At 34.2% G+C, this 21,833-nt stretch carries 23 protein-coding genes and 11 tRNA genes; 6 read left to right on the forward strand and 28 right to left on the reverse strand.

Annotated elements, in window-relative coordinates:
• The first annotated feature begins 8 nt into the window (after positions 1-8).
• The 3 genes from ACNI3C_RS09825 to ACNI3C_RS09835 are packed head-to-tail and all read left to right on the forward strand — an operon-like array spanning position 9 to position 1,553.
• Positions 9-497, forward strand: a complete 489-nt coding sequence (locus ACNI3C_RS09825; RefSeq protein ID WP_419769630.1) for an LptA/OstA family protein — start codon at positions 9-11, stop codon at positions 495-497.
• The gene (gene yihA / locus ACNI3C_RS09830) at positions 494-1,102 is read left to right on the forward strand and encodes a ribosome biogenesis GTP-binding protein YihA/YsxC (RefSeq protein ID WP_419769631.1); all 609 of its coding nucleotides are present in this window, start codon (positions 494-496) and stop codon (positions 1,100-1,102) included. Before ACNI3C_RS09825 ends, yihA begins: the two co-directional genes overlap by 4 nt.
• Positions 1,092-1,553: an N-acetyltransferase gene (locus tag ACNI3C_RS09835; RefSeq protein WP_419769632.1), complete on the forward strand. Its 462-nt coding sequence runs from the start codon at positions 1,092-1,094 to the stop codon at positions 1,551-1,553. Before yihA ends, ACNI3C_RS09835 begins: the two co-directional genes overlap by 11 nt.
• A 4-nt stretch (positions 1,554-1,557) precedes the next feature.
• On the opposite strand, the gene fliP is transcribed toward ACNI3C_RS09835, so the two are convergent.
• From fliP to ACNI3C_RS09885, 10 genes are all read right to left on the reverse strand, one after another.
• Positions 1,558-2,283 (reverse strand): flagellar type III secretion system pore protein FliP, encoded by a 726-nt coding sequence (gene fliP, locus ACNI3C_RS09840; protein ID WP_419769633.1) that lies wholly within the window; start codon positions 2,281-2,283, stop codon positions 1,558-1,560.
• Between the two features lie 45 nt (positions 2,284-2,328).
• The gene (gene mrdA, locus ACNI3C_RS09845; protein ID WP_419769634.1) at positions 2,329-4,104 is read right to left on the reverse strand and encodes a penicillin-binding protein 2; all 1,776 of its coding nucleotides are present in this window, start codon (positions 4,102-4,104) and stop codon (positions 2,329-2,331) included.
• The gene (locus ACNI3C_RS09850; protein ID WP_419769635.1) at positions 4,101-4,559 is read right to left on the reverse strand and encodes a hypothetical protein; all 459 of its coding nucleotides are present in this window, start codon (positions 4,557-4,559) and stop codon (positions 4,101-4,103) included. Before ACNI3C_RS09850 ends, mrdA begins: the two co-directional genes overlap by 4 nt.
• Before the next feature lie 50 nt (positions 4,560-4,609).
• The gene (locus tag ACNI3C_RS09855) at positions 4,610-4,900 is read right to left on the reverse strand and encodes an EscU/YscU/HrcU family type III secretion system export apparatus switch protein (protein ID WP_419769636.1); all 291 of its coding nucleotides are present in this window, start codon (positions 4,898-4,900) and stop codon (positions 4,610-4,612) included.
• Position 4,901: 1 nt separating this feature from the next.
• A complete protein-coding gene (locus tag ACNI3C_RS09860) occupies positions 4,902-7,124 on the reverse strand; it encodes a hypothetical protein (protein ID WP_419769637.1) in 2,223 nt (740 codons plus the stop codon).
• Between the two features lie 25 nt (positions 7,125-7,149).
• Positions 7,150-7,236: transfer RNA gene (locus tag ACNI3C_RS09865), tRNA-Leu, on the reverse strand.
• A gap of 29 nt (positions 7,237-7,265) precedes the next feature.
• A tRNA-Gly gene (locus ACNI3C_RS09870) sits at positions 7,266-7,342 on the reverse strand.
• A gap of 15 nt (positions 7,343-7,357) precedes the next feature.
• Positions 7,358-7,433, reverse strand: a tRNA-Phe gene (locus ACNI3C_RS09875).
• A 5-nt stretch (positions 7,434-7,438) separates the two neighbouring features.
• Positions 7,439-7,523, reverse strand: a tRNA-Tyr gene (locus ACNI3C_RS09880).
• A gap of 15 nt (positions 7,524-7,538) precedes the next feature.
• Positions 7,539-7,613: transfer RNA gene (locus ACNI3C_RS09885), tRNA-Gln, on the reverse strand.
• Positions 7,614-7,805: 192 nt separating this feature from the next.
• On the opposite strand from ACNI3C_RS09885, the gene ACNI3C_RS09890 reads away from it, so the two are divergent.
• Positions 7,806-7,982 (forward strand): entericidin EcnAB, encoded by a 177-nt coding sequence (locus ACNI3C_RS09890; RefSeq protein WP_419769638.1) that lies wholly within the window; start codon positions 7,806-7,808, stop codon positions 7,980-7,982.
• A gap of 5 nt (positions 7,983-7,987) precedes the next feature.
• Here the strand turns inward: ACNI3C_RS09890 and ACNI3C_RS09895 are convergent, their stop codons facing one another.
• The 8 genes from ACNI3C_RS09895 to ACNI3C_RS09930 all read right to left on the reverse strand — a co-directional run bounded on the left by ACNI3C_RS09895 (position 7,988) and on the right by ACNI3C_RS09930 (position 9,552).
• Positions 7,988-8,182, reverse strand: a complete 195-nt coding sequence (locus ACNI3C_RS09895; protein ID WP_419769639.1) for a hypothetical protein — start codon at positions 8,180-8,182, stop codon at positions 7,988-7,990.
• Positions 8,183-8,361: 179 nt separating this feature from the next.
• Positions 8,362-8,438, reverse strand: a tRNA-Met gene (locus ACNI3C_RS09900).
• Between the two features lie 44 nt (positions 8,439-8,482).
• On the reverse strand, positions 8,483-8,701 hold the full coding sequence (locus tag ACNI3C_RS09905) for a cold-shock protein (RefSeq protein ID WP_419769640.1): 219 nt from the start codon (positions 8,699-8,701) through the stop codon (positions 8,483-8,485).
• A gap of 356 nt (positions 8,702-9,057) precedes the next feature.
• Positions 9,058-9,134 (reverse strand) — tRNA-Met (locus tag ACNI3C_RS09910).
• A 7-nt stretch (positions 9,135-9,141) separates the two neighbouring features.
• A tRNA-Thr gene (locus ACNI3C_RS09915) sits at positions 9,142-9,218 on the reverse strand.
• Between the two features lie 70 nt (positions 9,219-9,288).
• Positions 9,289-9,365 (reverse strand) — tRNA-Met (locus ACNI3C_RS09920).
• A gap of 19 nt (positions 9,366-9,384) precedes the next feature.
• Positions 9,385-9,461: transfer RNA gene (locus ACNI3C_RS09925), tRNA-Met, on the reverse strand.
• A gap of 16 nt (positions 9,462-9,477) precedes the next feature.
• Positions 9,478-9,552: transfer RNA gene (locus ACNI3C_RS09930), tRNA-Gln, on the reverse strand.
• Positions 9,553-9,670: 118 nt separating this feature from the next.
• Here ACNI3C_RS09930 and ACNI3C_RS09935 point away from each other — a divergent pair.
• Positions 9,671-10,702 carry a bifunctional 3,4-dihydroxy-2-butanone 4-phosphate synthase/GTP cyclohydrolase II gene (locus ACNI3C_RS09935; protein WP_419769641.1) on the forward strand — a complete coding sequence of 344 codons (1,032 nt, stop codon included), beginning with the start codon at positions 9,671-9,673 and terminating at the stop codon, positions 10,700-10,702.
• 3 nt (positions 10,703-10,705) lie between these two features.
• Here ACNI3C_RS09935 and ACNI3C_RS09940 read toward each other — a convergent pair whose 3' ends face one another.
• The 5 genes from ACNI3C_RS09940 to ACNI3C_RS09960 form a co-directional block, all read right to left on the reverse strand.
• Complete coding sequence (locus ACNI3C_RS09940; RefSeq protein ID WP_419769642.1) at positions 10,706-11,200, reverse strand: hypothetical protein; 495 nt, start codon at positions 11,198-11,200, stop codon at positions 10,706-10,708.
• Positions 11,201-11,276: 76 nt separating this feature from the next.
• Complete coding sequence (gene pckA / locus ACNI3C_RS09945; protein ID WP_419769643.1) at positions 11,277-12,854, reverse strand: phosphoenolpyruvate carboxykinase (ATP); 1,578 nt, start codon at positions 12,852-12,854, stop codon at positions 11,277-11,279.
• Between the two features lie 20 nt (positions 12,855-12,874).
• Positions 12,875-14,203, reverse strand: coding sequence for a sodium ion-translocating decarboxylase subunit beta (locus ACNI3C_RS09950; protein WP_419769644.1), 1,329 nt, complete (start codon positions 14,201-14,203; stop codon positions 12,875-12,877).
• Between the two features lie 34 nt (positions 14,204-14,237).
• A complete protein-coding gene (locus tag ACNI3C_RS09955) occupies positions 14,238-16,061 on the reverse strand; it encodes a biotin/lipoyl-containing protein (RefSeq protein WP_419769645.1) in 1,824 nt (607 codons plus the stop codon).
• Positions 16,062-16,066: 5 nt separating this feature from the next.
• Complete coding sequence (locus ACNI3C_RS09960) at positions 16,067-16,315, reverse strand: OadG family protein (protein WP_419769646.1); 249 nt, start codon at positions 16,313-16,315, stop codon at positions 16,067-16,069.
• A gap of 319 nt (positions 16,316-16,634) precedes the next feature.
• On the opposite strand from ACNI3C_RS09960, the gene ACNI3C_RS09965 reads away from it, so the two are divergent.
• The gene (locus ACNI3C_RS09965) at positions 16,635-17,291 is read left to right on the forward strand and encodes a S24 family peptidase (protein ID WP_419769647.1); all 657 of its coding nucleotides are present in this window, start codon (positions 16,635-16,637) and stop codon (positions 17,289-17,291) included.
• On the opposite strand, the gene ACNI3C_RS09970 is transcribed toward ACNI3C_RS09965, so the two are convergent.
• Genes ACNI3C_RS09970 through mobB form a run of 5 tightly spaced genes read right to left on the reverse strand, consistent with a single transcriptional unit; the run spans position 17,288 to position 21,821 of the window.
• A complete protein-coding gene (locus ACNI3C_RS09970; protein ID WP_419769648.1) occupies positions 17,288-18,277 on the reverse strand; it encodes a UDP-N-acetylmuramoyl-tripeptide--D-alanyl-D-alanine ligase in 990 nt (329 codons plus the stop codon). The genes ACNI3C_RS09965 and ACNI3C_RS09970 overlap by 4 nt on opposite strands.
• 4 nt (positions 18,278-18,281) lie before the next feature.
• Positions 18,282-20,252: a methionine--tRNA ligase gene (gene metG / locus ACNI3C_RS09975; protein ID WP_419769649.1), complete on the reverse strand. Its 1,971-nt coding sequence runs from the start codon at positions 20,250-20,252 to the stop codon at positions 18,282-18,284.
• 13 nt (positions 20,253-20,265) lie between these two features.
• A complete protein-coding gene (locus tag ACNI3C_RS09980; RefSeq protein ID WP_419769650.1) occupies positions 20,266-20,463 on the reverse strand; it encodes a hypothetical protein in 198 nt (65 codons plus the stop codon).
• Positions 20,456-21,298 carry a class 1 fructose-bisphosphatase gene (locus ACNI3C_RS09985; RefSeq protein WP_419769651.1) on the reverse strand — a complete coding sequence of 281 codons (843 nt, stop codon included), beginning with the start codon at positions 21,296-21,298 and terminating at the stop codon, positions 20,456-20,458. Before ACNI3C_RS09985 ends, ACNI3C_RS09980 begins: the two co-directional genes overlap by 8 nt.
• Position 21,299: 1 nt before the next feature.
• Positions 21,300-21,821: a molybdopterin-guanine dinucleotide biosynthesis protein B gene (gene mobB / locus ACNI3C_RS09990; RefSeq protein ID WP_419769652.1), complete on the reverse strand. Its 522-nt coding sequence runs from the start codon at positions 21,819-21,821 to the stop codon at positions 21,300-21,302.
• Positions 21,822-21,833 lie beyond the last annotated feature (12 nt).

The raw sequence follows: 21,833 nt of genomic DNA on the forward strand, positions 1-21,833 counted from the left end.
TAAATATAATGAAGTTTTTATTTTGTTTATTGGTAATGGTGAATGTACTATTTGCTGCTGAAGATAAACTGATTATAGATGCAAACAAGTTTGAAGCGTATGACCAAAAAGGAATTGCTATTTTTACGGGTGATGTAAAAATGACTAGAATTAAAGATAAGTTAGATGCCAATGAAGTGATTGTTTATTTGACCCCAAATCCAGATGGAAAAGCCAAACAAAAAGAGCCATTAAAATATGTTGCAACAGGGGATGTCTCTTTTGAAATATACAGTAATTTAAAACACTATACGGGGAAAGGGGATAAAGTTATCTACTTGCCTAAAGAGTCAAAATATGAGATCATTGGAAACGGGTATTTAAAAGAGATCAATGAAGATAAAACTTTAAGTGGAGACGTTATTTATATTAATCAAGTTACAGGAGAAGCGACTGTAAAGGGAAGTAAAGATAAGCCCGTGAGATTTATTTTGAATATTGAGAGTAAAAAACAATGAAAATAGTTGATGCTTATTTTATGCAGTCTGCTCAAAGTATTACAGACTCTCCCAGTCCAGATGTAGCTGAAGTTGCATTTTTAGGACGAAGTAATGTGGGAAAAAGTTCTTTATTGAATACTTTAACCAATAGAAAAGGTTTGGCAAAATCGTCTTCAACTCCGGGGAAAACACAGTTGATTAACTATTTTAATATCAAATTTAAAACCAATGAAGAAGAGAGTGAAGTCCCTTATCTATTTGCAAGATTTGTCGATTTACCAGGATTTGGTTATGCGAAAGTCTCTAAATCACTTAAAAAAGAATGGAACAAAAACCTAACACAATATTTAGAACAAAGACCATCACTGCAAATATTCGTTCATCTAATTGATTCACGACACCCTCATTTACCTATTGATGATAATGTGGATGAGTTTTTAAATCTTATTAAAAGAGGGGATCAAATTATCATTAACGCTTTTACAAAAATTGATAAACTGAAACAAAATGATTTATCAAAATTAAAGCGAGATAATCCTACGGGAATATTTATCTCCAATTTAAAGAAAAAGGGTGTTGAACAGTTAGAAAAAGCCATTTCGGAGTATCTATTTGGAAATTAAACTTTTTAAACCGACATTAAAAGATATTGATGCCATGCAAGCCTTGGTTAAAGGTGAAGTGGATAAAGGGATTATATTACTTCGTACTCCTGATGAGATGGCAACAACCATTCGATCATACACATGTATCAGTGTGGATGATGAGATTGTAGGCTTTACAGCGTTGCATGTGCATTCACCTAAATTGGCAGAGGTAAGAAGTTTGGTTGTCAATGAAAAATATCGAGGACTTAAACTGGGACAAAAATTGGTTGAAGCATGTAAAGTAGAAGCCAAAGCTTTAAATCTTGAAGAGATTTTATCGTTAACTTATCAGAAAGGTTTTTTTGAATCGCTGGGGTTTGAAATGATCAATAAAGAGGATTTACCTGAACACAAAATATGGGCCGATTGTATTCGATGCAAACATTTTCCTGTTTGTGATGAAGTAGCACTTATTTACAAACTCTAATTGTTTATTTAAATGATTGTGCGAGGTTACCAATGATGAGTTGCCAGCCGTCAATGACAATAAAGAATATCAATTTTATGGGCAGTGAAATCATAACGGGTGGTAGCATCATCATCCCTAAACTCATTAAAATTGAAGCCACAATAATATCGATAACTAAAAATGGTAGGAATATCAAAAATCCTATTTCAAAAGAGGTTCGTAACTCACTTACAAGAAATGCTGGCATTAACAGTGTTAAGGATACATCATCAATATTTTTGGGATTTTCAGTTTTTTTAATTCTATAAAAGAGAGCCAAATCAGACTCTCTGGTATTTTTAATCATAAACTCTTTAAAAGGTTGAATCCCTTTTTCTAAGGCAATTTCATAGCCAATTTTCTCTTCCATGTAAGGTTTAACCGCTGTTTCCCAAGACTTTTTCCCATAAGGTTCCATTACGAAAACAGTCATAATCAATGCCAGTGAGACAATAACTTGACTGGGAGGTGTTTGTTGAAGTCCCATGGCTTGTTTTAACAGTGAAAAAACAATGACAAATCGAGTAAAGCTTGTGACCATTAAAATTAAGGTTGGTGCTAAAACAAGTAGGGTTAATATAATGGCAATATTGATTGTACGTACAAATTGAGCAGGTTGTTCAACTGCTGCAACAGAGAGGTTTATCATTGGTGCATCAGCTCCAAAAGCAGTTATGGTTAAAAGAAGTAAAGCTGCAACTATTTTCAATATAAATTCCTAAAGTATTATGGCGTAATGATACCACAATTCCAATTAATTTTTTTGGATATATCCCAATGCAATCATTTTGTTATAAATCTTGGCGGTTAAATCTCCAGCAGCACTTCCCCCATGACCACCATGTTCAACAATAACAGTAATAACGTATTGGGGATTTTCATATGGGGCATAAGTGGTTAGCCAAGCGTGTGATCTTTCATAATATTCCAGTTCATGCTCTTTCATTCTTTTCTTCTCAGATTGTGGAATACCAATAACTTGTGCGGTTCCTGTTTTCCCTGCCAGAGTCACTTTACTGTTTTTTACGTGCCAGTATGCTGTACCATTGCTGTCATTGGTGACATCGAACATCCCTTTACGAATCAATTTCAAAAACTTTGGATTAACATCAACGGCTACAGGCTCTTTATAATTTTCTTCAAAGAAGTGAGGTTGCGGCAATTTTCCCGTTGCTAAAAATGCTGTGTACCTTGCAACTTGCATAGGAGTGACCAATACATATCCTTGACCGATGGATGAAATAACGGTTTCACCCATATACCACGCCTTATTGTATCTCTCTTTTTTCCACTCTTTACTGGGATTAATCCCAATAAACTCATTAACTTGGTCGATGCCTGTTTTTTCACCAAAGCCTAATTTTCCCATGGTATCATGCATCTCATTGATACCTATTTTGAGACTTAGTCGGTAAAAGAATACATCAACACTCTCTCTTATGGCTTTACGAAAGTCTGTCCATCCATGTCCTTCATTTTTCCAATCACGAAAGACACGTTCCCCTAATTTTAACTCTGGACTGCAATACAAAGAGGTATTAATATCAACCCCATTTTCTAAAAATGCAAGCGCAACCCCCATTTTCCAAACAGAACCAGGAGGATAGAGTCCATTGATGAGTTTATTGGTGAAAGGGTGGTTAAAATCATTTCGTAACGTTTCCCACTCTTTATGCGTAATACCATTTACAAAAATATTGTTATCAAACTCAGGAAAACTTCCTGCACTTAATATTTCACCAGTATTGGCATTCATCACAATAACAGCACCACTTTGATCCGCAAACTCTTTTTGGATAAACTCTTGCAGTTCAATATCCAGTGTAGTTTTAATATTATTATCTGTTGAAACTTCTTTCTCATCTAATATTTCCAGATATTTATTCAGTGCATTGACTTTGACATCTTTATATCCCAGCTGACCTTGCAGTTTTTCATTATAAAATTTTTCCAGTCCATTTTTGCCAATAATTCCACTGTATTTAGAGACTTTATTATTATTAATGTCTTCTCTTGAAGCCCGTCCAACATAGCCTAATACATGTGAAGCCACATTTTTAAAAGGGTAATATCGTTTAATAGCAGACTCAATTTGTATGTTTTCCATTGAATTAAAAAGTGTGTACTTACTGAAAAAATCATCATAAGGAATATAGTCAATGAGTTTCACATAGGTATGTTTATAAGCAGAATCAAGTTTGGTATATTTTTTAATGAGTTCCTCTTTTGTAAATTCAGGGAAATGAAATGAGATGGTTTCACACAGTTTGTCTAAAATCATTTTATTTTTATGTGAACGCAAGTGAGGTTTTACACTGATTGAAAAACCCAAGTTATTAATGGCTAATGCAACACCATTTCTGTCTTGAATGATACCACGTGATGGGGCTTCATAAACTCGTTTGATGTAGTTTTGTTTTGAAAGTTCTTCATAATATGTATTTGATTTGATACTTAAAAAATAGACTCTTCCTAAGAGCAAAACAACAATGGCAGTGATAAAAACAATAATAAAATTCAATCTTTTCATGGAGCAATTCCAATGATAATAAGATCGATGATAAAATTAAAAAAGAGTGTTTTAATCAATAAAAAATTAACATCATTTGTAAGTGACCAAACAACTCCTATTCCAATGTATAAAAGCATAATTTGTAAGAATTCATTTAACGAATCAATGACCATGACTCGAGTAAGAAAAGGGATTAAATAGACATAAATAAATGAGCCCAATAAAATTAAGCTAAAAGGTTTAAAGCCATTGTTTAATTCGATAAATAAAAAAGCCAAAATAAGATAAATCATAGGGTAGTAGTTGTGTTTTTTTAAGCAGCGTGTAAAAGCAACATATACAACACCTGCAAGCATTAAACTCAGAAAATATACCGAAGAAATAGTGTTGGTAATAACTACAATGATAAAAAGAAAAAAGAGTACGTATGTGTTATCAAAAATATTTTTTTTAGCACCAATTATATCATCCAAACTTGCAAAACCCCACTATTTTTATCTATTGGATTATATTATAAATATTCTTAATTGTTATTGGAGTGATTTTTATTGGTTAAATTGTAAATAAAACTGAAGATTTCTGCTACAGCTTTATACATACTTGGTGGAATCTCTTTGTCTATTTCTATTTGACTCAACAGTTCAATTAAATCTTCATCTTTTTTAATAGGAAGGTTATTGTCATGAGCAATTTTAATGATATTTTTTGCAACATCTCCTTTGCCTTTTGCTATAACTTTTGGTGCGTTGTTTGACTTCTCATTGTATTTAAGTGCTGCGGCTTTTTGAATGAATTGTTTTTGTGAATTTTGCATTTTAAACTCGTATATCCAAACCTAAATTTAATTCACCGTACGTTGCATTAAAACTGTTTTCATGCATTTTTTCTATGGGAGTTTGAGTCTCTTCTTTTAAATCCAAAAGTTTGATGTTCATAGGTATGAGCCCCACACTGTTTAAACTCTTCTTTAACTCTTGCAGGTTTTCTTGAACTTTTTGTTTAAAGGCATCTCTTTGTGCAAAGAGAGTTAAATCAATACTGTTTTTATTATAAATGGCCAGTAAAAGATTGATATTGCCATGCTCTTTAAGTTTGAGATTAATTTCACAATAAAACTTCTCTTGTTCACCTTTGGTTGTTTTAATGGTACCTTCTTCAAGTAAATCCCACATAAATGGAACATAGACAAAATTTGAGTTTGAAGTTAAACTCATGAGTTGATTATAATCGATTTGAACAAGCAGTTTATCTATGTGTTTGAGCATCTCTTGTATATTTTGTGTTGCAGGAGAGGCAGTGAGTTCTTGTTGTACTTGTAGCAGTATGGCTTTCATATCTTTTGAAATATCTTCTTGTATCAATACTACATTATTATGAGGTTGAGTGAAAACAGGGTTATTTAAAACTTCTTTTGTCACGATGGTTTCAAACTTATTGATTAAGGTTAACAACTCTCTGTTTTGTTCGCTGTTTTGCAAAGCATTACTGAATGGGGCAGTTGTATGAATTTGGTTTAAAAGGGTTTGTAAATGAGTGATTAACAGATTCATTTGTGAAAAATTTTGAGGTTGCAAAGTGGTTTCAATGAGTTGAGTCAGGGTTGCAGTATTGGTTGCTGTAAAGTTTGAAAGTCCTGTTTGAAGTTCCGTCAGTAGGGTTTTTACTTGGTTTAACACTTCGTTATTTGTTATTGGTGTTGTTCGGTTTGGTGATGTATTGGGTGTTAAGCTCTCAATGGCAGAAGAATTATTCCCAAGAACGGGGGCGTTGTTTTGTAAAGTATTTGGCACAATTTGTGCATTTTGAGTCGCTTGAGGGGCAGTGGGTGTGACTTGTGGACTCATTGATGCAACAGGCGAACTGTTTTGTAGAGCCTGTTGAGTATTTGTTATGATTTGTGGATTGTTTGGCGTATTAGGTGGAGTGTTTGGTGTGGTTTGTACAGCTTGTTGAGGAATATTTTTAATGATGGTTTCAAGTTTTGTTGTCAAAATAGAGATTTCACTGCTTTGTGTATGATATGCAACTGCTGCTTGTATTTGAGGCAGTTGTTTTAACTGTGAAAGAATATGTTTACTCTCATTTAAAAGATTTGGATTGTTTTGTAAGTTTGGTACTGATAACAGCTTATCAAGTAAAGTACTCATCTCCTTATTAGCAGGAGTATTGGTTTGTGCAAGATAAGTCTGCAATTGAGTAAAGAGGGTTTTAAGTTCATGTGCCAGTTCAGGTTTAATGGCTTGGGCTGTTATTTGAGCATTGGGATTTTGTGTTGTTAGCTCTTTATTAAAGAGTGTTTCAAGTTTATTTACGAGTTGTGCAATATGATTTGTTGCTGTTGCTGGCGTATTCAATTGGGCAACAATTTGTTTGAGATGGGTTAATAGGTTCTTAACATCAGCAACTGTTTGTGTTGGATTTGAACTGTTTGCATTGCTTAGGAGTTTGTCAATTAAATTGAGTGTTTCACCACCATTGAAGTTTTTTATTGTACTAAGAGATTGTATGGCATCTTTTAGCTGTGTTAAGGTGTTTAAAATAGCATTAGGAAGATTCCCCATGGTTTGACTTATCTTGGACTCTAAGAAGACGCCAGAGTTATTTAATTGGCTTTTTAAATTGGCATCATCAAGATTATTGATGTTGAGCATAAAATTTTCTAGTTTGGCCTGAAAAGGGGCAAGAGTAGGGGTGTTTTTTGTTAAAGCGACCAGTGCTTTCAACTCTTTTGGAAAACTCCCCAATTCTTTAAAAACATTGGAATTTTTAAGTAAATTCAAAACGGTATCGGTTGACTTGTTATTGGTTGTAATATCATTAAAAAGATTCTTTAATATTTCTTGCACATTGGTGGCTTTTGATCCACTTGTTAATTGTTGTATGTCGGCTTGTTTTAAAACCTCTTTGAGTGCTTTGTTATCATTGGGTAAGAGAATGTTTAAAAGATTATTTGACGTTATTTCCATAACATTAAGTATATCATAAAGATGTATGAAAATGTTTTGAAAAATAGGGGGATAAATTGTTGAAGTTACCATTTTAAGGAGAAATCCTTAAAATCAGTGGTGCGAATGGTGAGAATCGAACTCACACTCCGAAACCGGAACGGGATTTTAAGTCCCGCGCGTCTACCTATTCCGCCACACTCGCACAAGTGTGTATTTAAAACTCATATAAAGTGGAGCGGGAGACGAGACTCGAACTCGCGACAATCTGCTTGGAAGGCAGAGGCTCTAGCCAACTGAGCTACTCCCGCAACTTTATAATAAAATGGTGGCGCGGGGCGGAATCGAACCGTCGACACAAGGATTTTCAGTCCTTTGCTCTACCGACTGAGCTACCGAGCCACACGTGGTGGTGAGAGAAGGATTCGAACCTTCGAAGCCATAGGCGGGAGATTTACAGTCTCCTGGATTTAGCCACTCTCCAACCTCACCGATGGAGTGATTAAATGGATGGGGTAGAAGGATTCGAACCTTCGAATGACGATACCAAAAACCGTTGCCTTACCACTTGGCGATACCCCAATAATCTCGTTTGTTTTAAACGTGGACGGGATTATAAACCATTAATTCTTAACTTATAATTAAATTCTATTACATATCTTTCTTTTTTCTCAAATTTATGGGCTTTTAAACCCTAGGAGATTAGTTTTATTATTTTTATGTTGCTTAATAAAAAAATTTGTATAATGTGCAATTAAAATTCAAGGAGATAATATGAAAAAAGTATCAATGTTTATTTTGACTCTTTTGCTTGGAACACTTTTTTTAGGTTGCAGTAAAACATGGGAAGGTGTTAAAGAGGACAGTTCAACTGCTTGGGAAAAAACAAAAGAAGGTACTAAAAAAGCCGTGGATGTTACTAAAGAAAAAATCCATGAAGCCACAGAATAAGAAGCTTATTTTTGCTTCTTATTCAAAGATTCTTGTTTCAAAACTAAGATTTGCTCATAAAGCATGTTTTTAAATTTTTGGTCTATTTCAGGAACTTTTTCAATAATAGAGTGAATTTGTTTTTGATTCATATAAAGTGCATGTGGAACAATTGTTTGTTCGATTGTTTTTTTAAACTCTTCTATCTCTTCTACGGTCATAAATATCCTTACTGTTTCAAAAAGTTATTATAGTTAAAAAAAAGTAAAATCAGATTAAAAAATTGTTCAATTGAACGCTTCTTATCAACTTTATTTTATTTGTGAAGTTAATCATAGAATTAGAAAGTTTCAGATGAAGAATGGACTCTTTTTTATTGACTTATTTAAAAAAAGTTGATTGGTTGCGGAAACAGGATTTGAACCTGTGACCTTCGGGTTATGAGCCCGACGAGCTACCGGTCTGCTCTATTCCGCGATATGTAAGAAAAAGGACAGAAGAAAATCTGTCCTAATGAAAAATTAAAGAGCAGTAACGTTTTCTGCTTGTGGACCTTTTTCACCTTGTCCAAGTTCAAAAGTAACTTTTTGACCCTCTTCTAATGAAACTCTACCATAACCAGTGCTGTTAATTTGTCTGAAGTGTACGAATACATCTTTCCCACCGTTCTCTTGTTCGATAAAACCGAAACCTTTTTCACTATTGAACCATTTTACTGTTCCATTTACTAAATTTGCCATTGCAATTCCTTTGGTTGTTTGTATACTTGATTTCTAAGTTGTAGAAAATATAAAGTGGAGCATTCTCTAGGATAGATTGTACTGTTAACGAAAGGTCACAATAAAAAGCAAGCCAAAGATGAAACTCTAAATCATCTTTCAAGTTTGAGCAGTATAGCCTAAAAATATTTGAAATGCAAGTATTTTAATAAAAATAATGATAAATCATTAAATTTTTTACAAACTGCTTGGTATTTATAGGGTAATAAAAAAATGACACTGTGAAAAAATATTAGAATAAACTTCAAGTAAGATAATATTTAGGAGAAAGATGTGTTCGCATATTACTTGAAACAGTGCCACTTAAGTTGCTTATTTGGTTGCGGAAGCAGGATTTGAACCTACGACCTTCGGGTTATGAGCCCGACGAGCTACCGGACTGCTCTATTCCGCGATAAAAGTGGAGCTGGTGAAGGGAGTTGAACCCCCGACCTGCTGATTACAAATCAGCTGCTCTAGCCAACTGAGCTACACCAGCGCCAAAAATTACTTTTTAAAAAAAGTTTAAAACATGGGATATAAAAATACAGACAGCATTTTTATGAAAATGGTGTCAAGAGAGAGACTTGAACTCTCGACCTCCGGCTTATGAGACCAGCGCTCTAGCCAGCTGAGCTACCTTGACATAAGACACACATTTTAATTGGTTGCGGAAGCAGGATTTGAACCTACGACCTTCGGGTTATGAGCCCGACGAGCTACCGGACTGCTCTATTCCGCGGCTTTTAAGTACCAAATGGATGGGGTAGAAGGATTCGAACCTTCGAATGACGATACCAAAAACCGTTGCCTTACCACTTGGCGATACCCCAATCTTTTAAGTGGTGAAATTATAGTAAAAATCAATTTTAATGTCAAGACTTTTTAGAATAAATTTTGAAACTTCTGCTATAATAAAAGAATAAAATAAAATATGTAGAAGAGAATATAATGACAGCAATACAAAGAGTAAAAGAAGCAATAGAAGAGATTCAAAAAGGTAATATGGTTATTATGCTTGATGATGAAGACAGAGAAAATGAAGGCGATTTGGTTTATGCAGCACCGTTAAGTACACCTCAAAAAGTTAATTTCATGGCAACGCATGCAAAAGGTTTAATTTGTGTTGCGGTTACATCAAAGACAGCAAAAAAATTAGAACTTATACCAATGGTAGCTTCAAATACATCTTCATATGAGACTGCATTTACTATTTCCGTAGATGCAGCAACGGCAGCAACAGGTATCAGTGCTTCTGAAAGAGATGACACAATAAAAATTTTAGCCAATCCTGTTTCAAAAGTGGATGAATTGGTTAAACCGGGTCATATTTTCCCCTTAATTGCTAAAGATGGTGGGGTCTTGGTACGAACTGGTCATACAGAAGGTTCAGTTGATTTATGTAAATTAGCTGGGTTAAATGGAGAATCTGTCATTTGTGAAATCATGAAAGAAGATGGAACCATGGCAAGAAGAGATGACTTAGACATTTTTGCTCAAAAACATAATATGAAACAAATTTATATCTCTGATTTGGTTGAATACAGACTCTCTCATGAAACATTAGTAGAAGAAATTTGCAGTGAAAATATCACTTTTTTTAATTCAAATGTAATTAAAAAAGAGTTTAAAGATCATTTGGGAAATATACATAGCCTTATTATATTTGGTAAAATTCAAGAACAAACTCATATAAAATTTCATACCATTATGCCTGATATCAATCTTTTCTTAGAAGATGAAAAACTCAACTCAATGCTTAAAACAATTAATTTTATGCAAGCAAAAGGGGGTGTTTTGATTTTTCTGAATGAAAAAATGGCACATAAAGAATCAAAAAAAGATTATGGTATTGGTGCACAAATTTTAAATACACTCAACATTAAGAAAATTAAGCTGCTTACAAGTGGAGGGAAACACTCATTTATTGGTTTAAATGGTTTTGGTTTAGAAATCATAGAAGAGATTCAAATAGAAGGGTAGGGGCTAAACAATCCCTACCGCTTTTTTAACCATACTCAATGATTGTTTAAGTTCATTGAGATAGATATCGGCCTCTTTTTTATTCTCCTTATAATATGTTGATTCTTCAATGACTTCAATTTTATCCTCCACTCTGGCAATGGCAGCATTACGCATTTCTGGATCAGGAATTGAAAGATATTTTGTTGGGTCTTGATTGGAAATACGAGTAATTCTGTATTCAAAAAGGTATTGATTGTCAGGGTTTTCTTTAAAGTATTCACACATGACTTTATACACTTCATCAATACTTGATTCAAATTGATTATAAATAACGCCTGCATAGTCGTTGAGATATCTTTGATATAAATTATAGTTGATAAAGAATGCTTTTAACTCTTTTGGGGTTAAGGAGTCCTCTTGTATGTTGTAAACTTTCTTAAGCATATGAAGCGCACTAAAATGGACAATCTTTGGCAACGTATCTTCTATTCTTTCTAAAAATTCTTTGAGTTTCATTGATTTTCCTATTGTTATCATAAAAAAAGGGGTGGAATTTATCTCCACCCCTTTTGCCAATATATAAAAGTATATACTACAGTTGTGGACCTGCAGCTGTAAAATCAAATTCACTTTCTAAGGTTAAATATTTTTTAAAGTTGGCAATATACATATTTGCAAGTTTTTTAGCATTTTCATCGTATTGAGATTTGTCTTCCCATGTATTTCTTGGATTTAATACAGAGGTTTCAACACCATTTAACGTTTTTGGCATTGCAAGATTAAAATAAGGTAAGTTTTCAAATTCACTGTTATTAATTGAACCATCTAAAATTGCATTAATACAAGCTCGTGTATTTTTAATACTCATTCTTTTACCTACGCCATAAGCACCACCTGTCCAACCTGTGTTTACTAAAAATACATTCACGTTGTGTTGATCAATTTTTTGTCCCAGTAAATCAGCATAAATGGTTGGATGTAGTGGTAAAAATGCTTCACCAAAACATGAACTAAAGGTCGCAACAGGTTCTGTAATTCCTCGTTCTGTTCCTGCAACTTTTGCCGTATATCCACTTAAAAAGTAGTACATGGCTTGTTCTTTAGTTAATTTTGATACCGGAGGTAAAACACCAAAGGCATCAGCACTTAAGAAAATAATATTTGTAGGGTGATTTCCCGTCATATCAGGTGTATGGTTCTCAATGTGGTTAATTGGATACGACACTCTTGTATTTTCCGTTTTTGAACCATTTGTAAAATCTACAACACCCTTTTCATCGGCAACCACATTTTCTAAAATAGCACCTTTTTTAATCGCACCATAAATTTCTGGTTCGCTTGACTCGTCAAGATTGATGACTTTTGCATAACAACCCCCTTCGAAGTTAAAAATACCATGATCATCCCAACCATGCTCATCATCACCAATTAAAGCTCGATTTGGGTCAGTTGAGAGTGTTGTTTTCCCTGTTCCAGAAAGTCCAAAGAATAGGGCAGTGTCACCATTTACTCCAATATTTGCCGAACAGTGCATAGAGAGTTTTCCTTCTAATGGAAGCCAATAGTTCATCATTGAAAAAATACCTTTTTTCATTTCACCTGCATACCAAGTTCCACCAATGATGGAGATATTTTTTTCTACGTTAAATACCACAAATACTTCTGAATGTAAACAGTGACTAACGTATGATTTGTCGATTGTTTTACAAGCATTGTATACGGTAAAGTCTGGTTTAAAATCTTTTAAATCTTCTTCTGAAGGGAGTATAAACATATTTTGAATGAAATTGGCTTGCCAAGCAACTTCAGTGATGAATCGAATTGATCTTCGTGAGTCTAAACTTGCACCACAGTAAACATCTGTTACATATAAATCTTTGTTACTGAGTTGTTTTTTTGCAGTGGCTTCTAAATCATTATAGACTTTTTCATCAACGGCTCTGTTTACATCTCCCCAAGAGATATGCTTATTTGAAGGGTCAAGATTGACAAAAAACTTATCTTTTGGACTTCTTCCTGTAAAAATACCTGTATCAATCATTAATGCACCTGTTGAAGATATTTTGGCACCTTCATTTTTAATGGCATGATCAATTAATGTATCTATATCTAAGTTTCTGTACACGGTACCTACATTTTCTAAACCAAGAGAGTCTTTAATTTCAGACATATTTATTTTTCCTATTTTTATTATTTAAATATTGATAAAAGTACACCAGCGGCAACGGCAGAACCAATTACACCAGCAACATTTGGACCCATTGCATGCATTAATAAGATGTTTGACTTGTCATATTCTTGTCCAACTTTACTTACAACACGTGCTGCCATAGGTACTGCTGATACACCAGCTGCACCAATGAGTGGATTTATTTTATTTTCTTCAGAACTGAATTTATTCATAATTTTTGCCATAATGACTCCTGCTGCAGTACCTGCTGAAAAAGCGATAAGACCAATAACCATGATTCCTAATGTGTCTAAAACTAAAAATTTATCTGCAGCAAGTTTTGAACCCACACCTAATCCCAAAAAGATTGTAACGATATTGATCAATGAATTTTGCATCGTATCAGAAAGTCTTTCAACGACACCAGATTGTTTCAAGAAGTTACCAAAGGCAAACGCACCAATTAAAGGAGTTGATTCTGGTAAAAACATTACGGCTAACATTAAAATCAAAATAGGTAAGAAAAGGTTTTCCAATTTGTGTACTCTTCGGAGTTTTGGCATTTTTATTTTTCGTTCAGCCTCTGTTGTCAGTGCTTTCATAATGGGAGGCTGAATAACAGGTACTAAAGCCATATAAGAGTAAGCAGCAACAGCAATTGCCCCGAGCATTTCAGGGGCAAGTCTGTTCGCAATAAAGATTGAAGTCGGACCATCTGCTCCACCAATAATAGAGATAGCAGAGGCACTTTGTAAATCAAATCCCATGGCAACTGCACCTACAAGTGAACCAAAAATTCCAAATTGCGCTGCACCTCCAAGAAGTGCTGATTTTGGATTGGCTAAAAGGGGACTAAAGTCAGTCATTGCACCAACTCCCATGAAAATCAATAGAGGGAAGAACTCATTGGCAATTCCCATATTATAGATAATTCCTAGCATTCCGTGTGGTCCACTCATATTGGCAAGTGGAATATTGGCTAACAATCCACCAAAAGCAATAGGAAGCAGTAAAAGTGGCTCAAATCCTTTTGCAATGGCAAGATAAAACAGAAGAAAAACAATACCAAACATAATACCTCTTCCCCAAGTTTGCTCAAATGATGTCATTTTTCTTGCATTTTCAGGGTTGGGTTCTGATGTCATAACATCATCACTTGGGTTTATTAAAGCATTGATTCCTGTTGTTTCATAGAATGATACCGCAAGTTCTGTGATTGTTTTGGGCTTATATTCATGTTTTGCTGCAACTTTTTCAACATTTTCATGCGTTGTAGTATTTGCAAAAGCATTAACACTAAACATAGCAAAAAATATAATTAGCATCGAAACAATTATTTTTTTATTCATTAAATTTCTCCAAATTGGTAATACTAAATTATACTTAGCTGATAATAGCTATGACTTGACCTTCATCAACAGGCTCATTTGTTGTAACAGTAATCGATGAAATTGTTCCACTGACAGGTGCTTCAACATCAATTTCCATTTTCATGGCTTCTAAAATGGCAATGACATCACCTTTTTCAACTTTATCACCCACCTTAGCAACCAATTTCCAAATATTTCCATTGACGGTTGCTTCCACTTCAGTACCACCTGAAGCACAGCTATTATTGGCAGTTGTTGTACATTCACTTTTTGCAATAGGAGTTACTTGTATATCTGCATTTCCTTCTGCTATTGTTACATTAAACTTTTGTCCATCTACTACTACTGTGTAGTTACCTGTTGCGTTATTCATTGTTTTCTTTTCTCCTAATTTACAATCGTTATTGTCTTCACATACTAAATCTGCTTCATCAATTTTTCTTACACTTAATGGAGAATCACCTTTTAAGAAGCTGATTCCTTTTTCATCGCAAGCTGCTGCAATAAAAATGTGTTCATCTGTCACTTCGATTTTTTCTTCTTTTAATCGGTTTTCCCAATATGCCATTGTTTTCTTTTCATCTCTGTCGGCAATATCAAGTGGATTTTCAGAAGTGGGTTCAAGTTTTAATTTTTCACTTGCAAGTTTTACAATTTCAGCATCGGGTTCTACAGGTGTTTTACCAAAATAACCCAATACCATTTTCCCATAACCAGGAGCAATTTGTTTCCATGGTCCAAACATAACATTGGCATATGCTTGTTGCCAATAAAATTGTGAAACAGGTGTAACAGAAGTACCATAACCACCTCTTTCAACAACTTCTCTCATGGCATTAATGACTTCTGGGAATTTATGCAGAGTATTGTTATCTCTCATCATTTGTGTGTTTGCAGTAAGTGCGCCACCTGGCATTGGAGAAAATGGAATAAGTGGGGAAACTTGTGTTGCCTCTGGAGGCATAAAATAGTCTTTGAGTTGATGTTTGAGTATTTCTTCGTATTTAAGGATTTTTTCTAAATCTAATCCACCAAGGTCGTAGTTCTTGCCCTTGACAGCGTGAAGCATCGTGAGGATATCGGGTTGACTTGTACCCCCTGAGACAGGACTGGCGGCTAAATCAATTCCATCCGCGCCGGCTTCTAAGGCGGCTAAATAGCAGGCGACTGAAACACCGGCAGTCTCGTGGGTATGAAGTCTGATATGCATATCTTCCCCGACGAGTTTCCTTGCCATTTGAATGGTTTCAAAAATCTTCTGTGGAGAAGAGGTTCCTGACGCATCTTTAAAACAGATTGAATCATAAGGAAGTCCACTGTCTAAAATTTTTCGTAATGTTTTTTCATAAAAAGGAACATCATGAGCCCCTACACATCCTGGAGGCAAATCCATCAGTGTTATAACGACTTCGTGATTTAAACCATATTTTTTAATGCATTCAGCACTGTATTCTAAATTTTGTACATCATTAAGCGCATCAAAGTTTCGAATGGTTGTTACACCATGTTTTGCAAACATTTTTGCATGCATGTCAATTAATTCACGAGATCCTGTATCTAACATTACTGTATTAATACCACGTGCAAGTGTTTGTAAGTTTGCATCTGGACCTACTATTTGTCTGAATTGATCCATCATATCAAATGCATTTTCTCTTAAATAGAAAAACAATGATTGAAAACGTGCACCTCCACCAAATTCAAAGTGTGTTATACCTGCTTCTTTTGCAGCTTCTACAGCTGGAAAGAAATCATCCATAAGAACTCTACCACCAAAGACAGATTGAAATCCATCTCTAAACGTGGTATCCATTACATCAATATATTTCTTTGACATTTATACTACCCTTTTAGATTGTTGTGATGTTGAACAACTGCTGAGATTGCAGCTATCTTTTTTGCAGTGTCAGATGCCGTAACAACCTGTGTTTGCACCTTGTTAATAGGTTTTTTCTCTGCAAGAGGGAAAAACTTGTTAATAAGTACTGTTTGCACTTTTAACGCGTAGACCATAATGACAAGAAAAGAGAATACAACTCCCATTCCTAGCACCATGAACTTTAATGCTTCGACGACTAAATTTACTTCCATATTACTCTCCGTGGTTACCACTGTAATTTGATGGAAGCATTTTATTAAAAATATGCTTTAGTCAAATTGATTTTTTGACTTTAATTTGATGAAATTTCAAAACTTTTCATAAATTGTGAATTATTAGAAAATTTTATCTCCAATTTTATAAATGGCATGGTCAATTTTATATAAAATTCCCATTAAATTGTCACTTAGTTTCATTATTTTTGCACTCATTGCAGCTCCTTTTTTAAATAATATGACAAATTTTAATATAAAATTGAAAACAACTTGAAAAATATTGCAAATTGTAATATAATTCTAAAAAGGAGTCATAATGTTAATTGTAAGTGAAATAATTGAGCGATTGAAAGATGTTTTGAGTACCGATGGAAAAAATGGGAAAGTTTTTGATAAAGATGTTGCAACTGCATTGGGATTATCTCAAGTCAATTTTGCCACCATGAAAAACAGAAGTAAAATTCCTTTTTCTAATATATTGGATTTTTGTGCGATCAAAAAAATCTCTATCAACTGGTTACTTTATAATCAAAATCCCAGTTCATTACTTGATTCAACAGATAAGTATTGGATTCGGTATTATCCAAGTGTTAATGTAAGTGCTGGTGGAGGAGCTTATGAGAGTGAAGATGCCTTTGAAAAACTTGAAGTACCTGAATATTTTACCAAAATGCTTGGTGGTGAGAAAAATTTGAAAAATATCGAAGCCATTAATGTGGTGGGTGACTCTATGGAACCAACATTGTGTTCTGATAATATCATTTTTTTAGACTCTACAAAAAAAGATTTTGCTAAAGAGGGTATTTATGCTTTTACAACCATCCATGGCTTGTTTGTAAAAAGAATTCAAAGACGTTTGGATGGAAAATTGGATATTATTTCCGATAATAAAGAGTATCCCATGCAAGTGGTTCAAAAAAATGAGATACAAATTTTAGGAAAAGTGATTGGTTCTTTTGGAATGGTCTATTAAAGTAAAGCGTTAATGGCATTGTTTTCGTTTAAAAAGTTTTCTATCTTTTGTGAACTAAAACCAATGATGTATACCGCGTTATACCGTTGTTTTTTGAGTTTTTCTTTGATCTCTTCAATGGCTTGGATACAAATATAGTTGTTATTTGATAGGGTTAAACCCTTTTTGATAAAGACAACTATTTTCCCATATGTATATTTTTTGTGAATATAGGCTAACTCTTCTTGTGCAATCTGGAAAGATTCTTGCGCAAGAATGAACTTACCACTTTTCCCATACTCAACAACCGTGCTGTATTTGTCAATAAAAATGGGTTTAAAGTGGTTGAGTTTTTTGAGTTTATTAAAATCAATCTCTTTGTTAAACAATAAAAAGACTTCTAAAAACTGATTGAGGTACAATCCTGAAATTCTGATTCTTGAAAAATAGTCTTCTTTATAACTGAATGTGGTTTCAAATAAAGAGTGTTCTATTACGTTTTTAATTTCAAAAGTGGAGGTGTTGAAATTTTTGTTTTTGGGATAAATGGCATCTAATATCTCTTTATTAAATGAAAAAATAGTATCTCCATTTTCAAGCGTATCTAACAGTTTAAGAGAGTGCTCAATATTGTTAGAAAAAAGTTTGATATTTTGATGTGTTGCTGTTTTATTTAATTGAATGAGTTTATAACTTATTTCATCACAATAAAAAGCGTGTAAATCAAGCTGGCTTAAACTGTAGCGAATAAATCGAATTAACGCTTTTTGAATATCGTCAACGACTATCCAGGCAATCTCTGAATCAAGAATAGTCGTTGCTGCTTGTGTTACTATGGCAAATGCACCATTTTTAAGTGCAACTGCAATGTCATCTTCATTTTTTGCAACAAAAAGATCACCCTCATGAACTCTTTTTGCATTGGTTTTCACATTGGAAATAAAAGAGATGGCAGGGGAGTTTTGTAACTCCCCTTGGATGATGTCATTGATTGAAGAAATTTGCACGATGCTAGCTTATTTTCGTTCCAGCAGTTTTTGATTTTTCAGGTCGGATTAAATTCAAACCATTCTCATCTTTGGCTGCAAGTAACATTCCTTCACTGATCATTCCCATGAGTTTTGCAGGCTTTAAGTTTGCTACAACACACGCTTGTGTTCCAACTAACTCTTGGGCACTGTAATACTCTTTAATACCAGCGAGTATCTGTCTGTTTTTACCTTCGCCCACATCTACTTGAAGTTTGAGCAGTTTTTTTGACTTAGGCACCTCTTCTGCTTCGATGATGGTTCCAATTTTTATGGTTGTTTCAAAGAATTTATCAATGGTGATTAAGTTGTCATCTTCAATGATTTCACTGCATACTTTTGCTTCTTTTTTCTCTTTTGCTTCAATTTCTACACTGTTTTTAGAGATATCACTTGGAGCAGATTGTTCCAACAAAATCTCTTCGATTCGTGGGAAGAGCTGATCTACTTTTGTAATGGTTGTATTAGAGATTAACTCTTTATTGCCTATGAGTTGGGTATAGGTTTGTGTATTGATTTTAATGCCCAAACAATCAGCAATTTGTGAAACTTTTTGTGGCATAACAGAATCTAAAAGTAGGGCAACTTTAGCAACAATATTGGTAATAAGTGCTACCAATGCCATGGCTTCATCTGTTTTACCCTCTTTCATTTTTGCCCAAGGCTCATAATCTCCAATGGCTTTATTGGCAATGGTTAAAACCTTCCAAATATCTTCAAGGTATCGGTTGAGTTGCATGTTAAAAATATATTCTTCCACATTGTTTAAAATTTCATTGATTTCATCCAGCTCTTTTTGGTGGAATTTAGCCACATCTTTTGAGTCTATTTTATAATCAAAATATTTTCCGCTCATTCCCATGATTCGATTGAGTAAATTTCCCAAATCATTTCCCAAATCAGAGTTGATTCGATCCATCAATGCTTTTTGAGAGAAATCTCCATCTTGTCCAAAAGGAACTTCTCTGAGTAAAAAGTATCTGAAAGCATCTAAACCATAAGCATCGGCCACTTGTTTAGGGTCAACCACATTGCCTTTTGATTTTGACATTTTTTCACCGTCTCTTGTCCACCAACCATGTGCAGCAACGTGTTGAGGAAGAGGTAATTCTAAACTCATTAAAAATGCAGGCCAATAAATCGAGTGAAATCGCAAAATATCTTTACCCACTAAATGGACTTTTGCAGGCCACATATCCATATGCTTTTCATCGGTTCCATAACCAAGTGCTGTAATATAGTTCATAAGGGCATCAAGCCAAACATACATGACGTGTTTAGGTTCATTCATATTTTCAGGAAGTTTTACTCCCCAATCAAATGAAGTTCTTGAAATTGAGAGATCTCTCAATCCCCCTTTCACAAAGTTAACAATTTCATTTTTCTTGGCACGAGGAAGAATACAATCTTCATTCTCTTCATACCATTTAATCAGTTTGTCTTCATATTTTGAGAGTTTAAAGAAGTAACTCTCCTCTTTAACAATGTGAGTTGGTTTGCCACAATCTGGACAAAATTCACCTTCTATGAGTTGTTTTTCAGTAAAAAATGTTTCGCATGATACACAATAGTACCCTTCATAATCGCCTTTATAAATATCGCCTTTGGCATACATCGTTTCAAATGCTTTTTGAACACCCGCTTTATGCTCATCATCGGTTGTTCTTATAAATTTGTCATAAGTAATATCAAAATCATCCCAAAGTGTTTTGAATTTTCCACTGATTTCATCGGCATACTCTTTAGGGGTTTTCCCTCTTGCTTCAGCGCTTTGAGCAATTTTTTGTCCGTGTTCATCGGTACCTGTCAGAAGGAAAGTATTGAACCCTACCAATCTTGAATATCTTGCTAACATATCTGCAATAATTGTTGTATACGCATGCCCAATATGAGCCACATCATTAACATAATAAATTGGTGTGGTTATATATACATTTTTGCAAGCTTTTTCCATTTTTTACCTTTAATTAAAATTCAAATCCACCACCAGAACCTTTGTTCATCGATTCATAGACGGCGACTACATACGTTTTTCTTATTTCACAATCAAAAAATTCTGCACAGTTTGTACAACTGGGTAAATTTTTCGATTCTTGACACTGATTTAAGACTTGGAGTTGTTGCTCAAGCTTTAAATCCCATTCATCGGTTTGTTGATTACTCATTTTCTTTATAAACTTTTAACACTCGATTGATCTCTTCATTAGAGCCAAAAAAACAAGGTGTGGTATCATGAATGTGTGTTGTCGGAATGTTTAATACTCTTTGTTTTCCATCAATGGCTTGTCCACCCGCTTTTTCAAAAACAAAAGCAAAAGGAAAAACTTCAAAGAGTTGTCTTAATTTCCCCTTTGGTCTGTCACTTGTCCCTGGATATGAAAAAAGTCCACCACCTTTTAATAAGATTTGATGTAAATCTGGTACCATACCGCCAGAATATCTTAATCGGTAACCATCATTAAAAATATCATCAATGAGTTGTTTATGAAAAGGTGCCCAACAGTTTTGTGTGGAACCAGGTGCATTTAATTTTCCCTTTTCATTTAAAGCAATGGTTTGAATAAATTCAAATTTTCCTTTTAAAAGTCGGTACATTTTGACTTCTTCTGTGGCAATGACCAATTCTACTCTTGGTCCAAAAACAACATACACAGAAGCGATTAAATTGTCTGCAGTAAAATCATTTTCATAAATACCAAAAATAGAACCCACCGATAGGTTTACATCGACCAAAGATGAACCATCTAAGGGGTCATATGCAATTAAATATTTCCCTTTTTCATGTAAATTGACAATGGCTTCTTGCTCTTCTGAAACTATGGCTTTGATTGAGGGTACGTTGGCAAATATTTTTTCAATAATTAAATCACTTTGAATGTCCAATTTAAGTTGGGTATCCCCTGTGGCATTCTCTTGTTCACTTTTTCCTGTATCACCATTGACAATGAGCTCTTTAATCTCTATGGCTGTCTGTTTTATGGCATCAAAAATTTCTGTCATTTTATACTCTCTTTGCATTTTTTTCAATCCAAAGAATTACTTCTTCGGGGTTATTTAAATTCAGTTGTTCCAACTCTTTGGGTATCTCATCTTTATTGATGCTTTCATCACAAGCAATGGCATTTGAAACTGCGAAATATGATTCATCAAGCGAGTTTCTAAAAATTGAAATTCTTGGAAGGGGGAGTGTTTTAAGACCCTCGACCAATAAAAAATCAAATGTGCCAAACAGAGAAATAATTTCATCAACCGTCGATGTGCTTTGTTTAAACAGGGTAGTTCTGTTAGGACTTACTACGGCAACATCTGAACCTGTTTGTGAAAATTTATCTGAATCTTTTCCTGCTTGATCAAATCGTGCTTTATCTTTTGGATCGTGTTTGACAATGACTGTTTTATAGCCTCTGTCTTGTAAAATATTGGCAATTTTTACAATCAAAGTGGTCTTCCCACTATTGGATGGACCACTGAAAGCCACTGCTAATTTTTTGTATGTTTTTGTTTGTAAATCATCTTTAATCATAGGGGATTTTAT

The organism is Marinarcus sediminis (SeqCode) (assembly GCF_048571275.1).
GTDB classification, from domain to species: domain Bacteria; phylum Campylobacterota; class Campylobacteria; order Campylobacterales; family Arcobacteraceae; genus Marinarcus; species Marinarcus sediminis.

Excerpts from the sequence above, each read along its gene's own strand:
- ACNI3C_RS09825 (WP_419769630.1), top strand. The coding sequence starts at position 9 with ATGAAGTTTTTATTTTGTTTATTGGTAATGGTGAATGTACTATTTGCT.
- yihA (WP_419769631.1), top strand. The coding sequence starts at position 494 with ATGAAAATAGTTGATGCTTATTTTATGCAGTCTGCTCAAAGTATTACA.
- mrdA (WP_419769634.1), bottom strand. The coding sequence starts at position 4,104 with ATGAAAAGATTGAATTTTATTATTGTTTTTATCACTGCCATTGTTGTT.
- ACNI3C_RS09855 (WP_419769636.1), bottom strand. The coding sequence starts at position 4,900 with ATGCAAAATTCACAAAAACAATTCATTCAAAAAGCCGCAGCACTTAAA.
- ACNI3C_RS09860 (WP_419769637.1), bottom strand. The coding sequence starts at position 7,124 with ATGGTAACTTCAACAATTTATCCCCCTATTTTTCAAAACATTTTCATA.
- ACNI3C_RS09890 (WP_419769638.1), top strand. The coding sequence starts at position 7,806 with ATGAAAAAAGTATCAATGTTTATTTTGACTCTTTTGCTTGGAACACTT.
- ACNI3C_RS09895 (WP_419769639.1), bottom strand. The coding sequence starts at position 8,182 with ATGACCGTAGAAGAGATAGAAGAGTTTAAAAAAACAATCGAACAAACA.
- ACNI3C_RS09905 (WP_419769640.1), bottom strand. The coding sequence starts at position 8,701 with ATGGCAAATTTAGTAAATGGAACAGTAAAATGGTTCAATAGTGAAAAA.
- ACNI3C_RS09935 (WP_419769641.1), top strand. The coding sequence starts at position 9,671 with ATGACAGCAATACAAAGAGTAAAAGAAGCAATAGAAGAGATTCAAAAA.
- ACNI3C_RS09940 (WP_419769642.1), bottom strand. The coding sequence starts at position 11,200 with ATGAAACTCAAAGAATTTTTAGAAAGAATAGAAGATACGTTGCCAAAG.
- pckA (WP_419769643.1), bottom strand. The coding sequence starts at position 12,854 with ATGTCTGAAATTAAAGACTCTCTTGGTTTAGAAAATGTAGGTACCGTG.
- ACNI3C_RS09950 (WP_419769644.1), bottom strand. The coding sequence starts at position 14,203 with ATGAATAAAAAAATAATTGTTTCGATGCTAATTATATTTTTTGCTATG.
- ACNI3C_RS09955 (WP_419769645.1), bottom strand. The coding sequence starts at position 16,061 with ATGTCAAAGAAATATATTGATGTAATGGATACCACGTTTAGAGATGGA.
- ACNI3C_RS09960 (WP_419769646.1), bottom strand. The coding sequence starts at position 16,315 with ATGGAAGTAAATTTAGTCGTCGAAGCATTAAAGTTCATGGTGCTAGGA.
- ACNI3C_RS09965 (WP_419769647.1), top strand. The coding sequence starts at position 16,635 with ATGTTAATTGTAAGTGAAATAATTGAGCGATTGAAAGATGTTTTGAGT.
- metG (WP_419769649.1), bottom strand. The coding sequence starts at position 20,252 with ATGGAAAAAGCTTGCAAAAATGTATATATAACCACACCAATTTATTAT.
- ACNI3C_RS09980 (WP_419769650.1), bottom strand. The coding sequence starts at position 20,463 with ATGAGTAATCAACAAACCGATGAATGGGATTTAAAGCTTGAGCAACAA.
- ACNI3C_RS09985 (WP_419769651.1), bottom strand. The coding sequence starts at position 21,298 with ATGACAGAAATTTTTGATGCCATAAAACAGACAGCCATAGAGATTAAA.
- mobB (WP_419769652.1), bottom strand. The coding sequence starts at position 21,821 with ATGATTAAAGATGATTTACAAACAAAAACATACAAAAAATTAGCAGTG.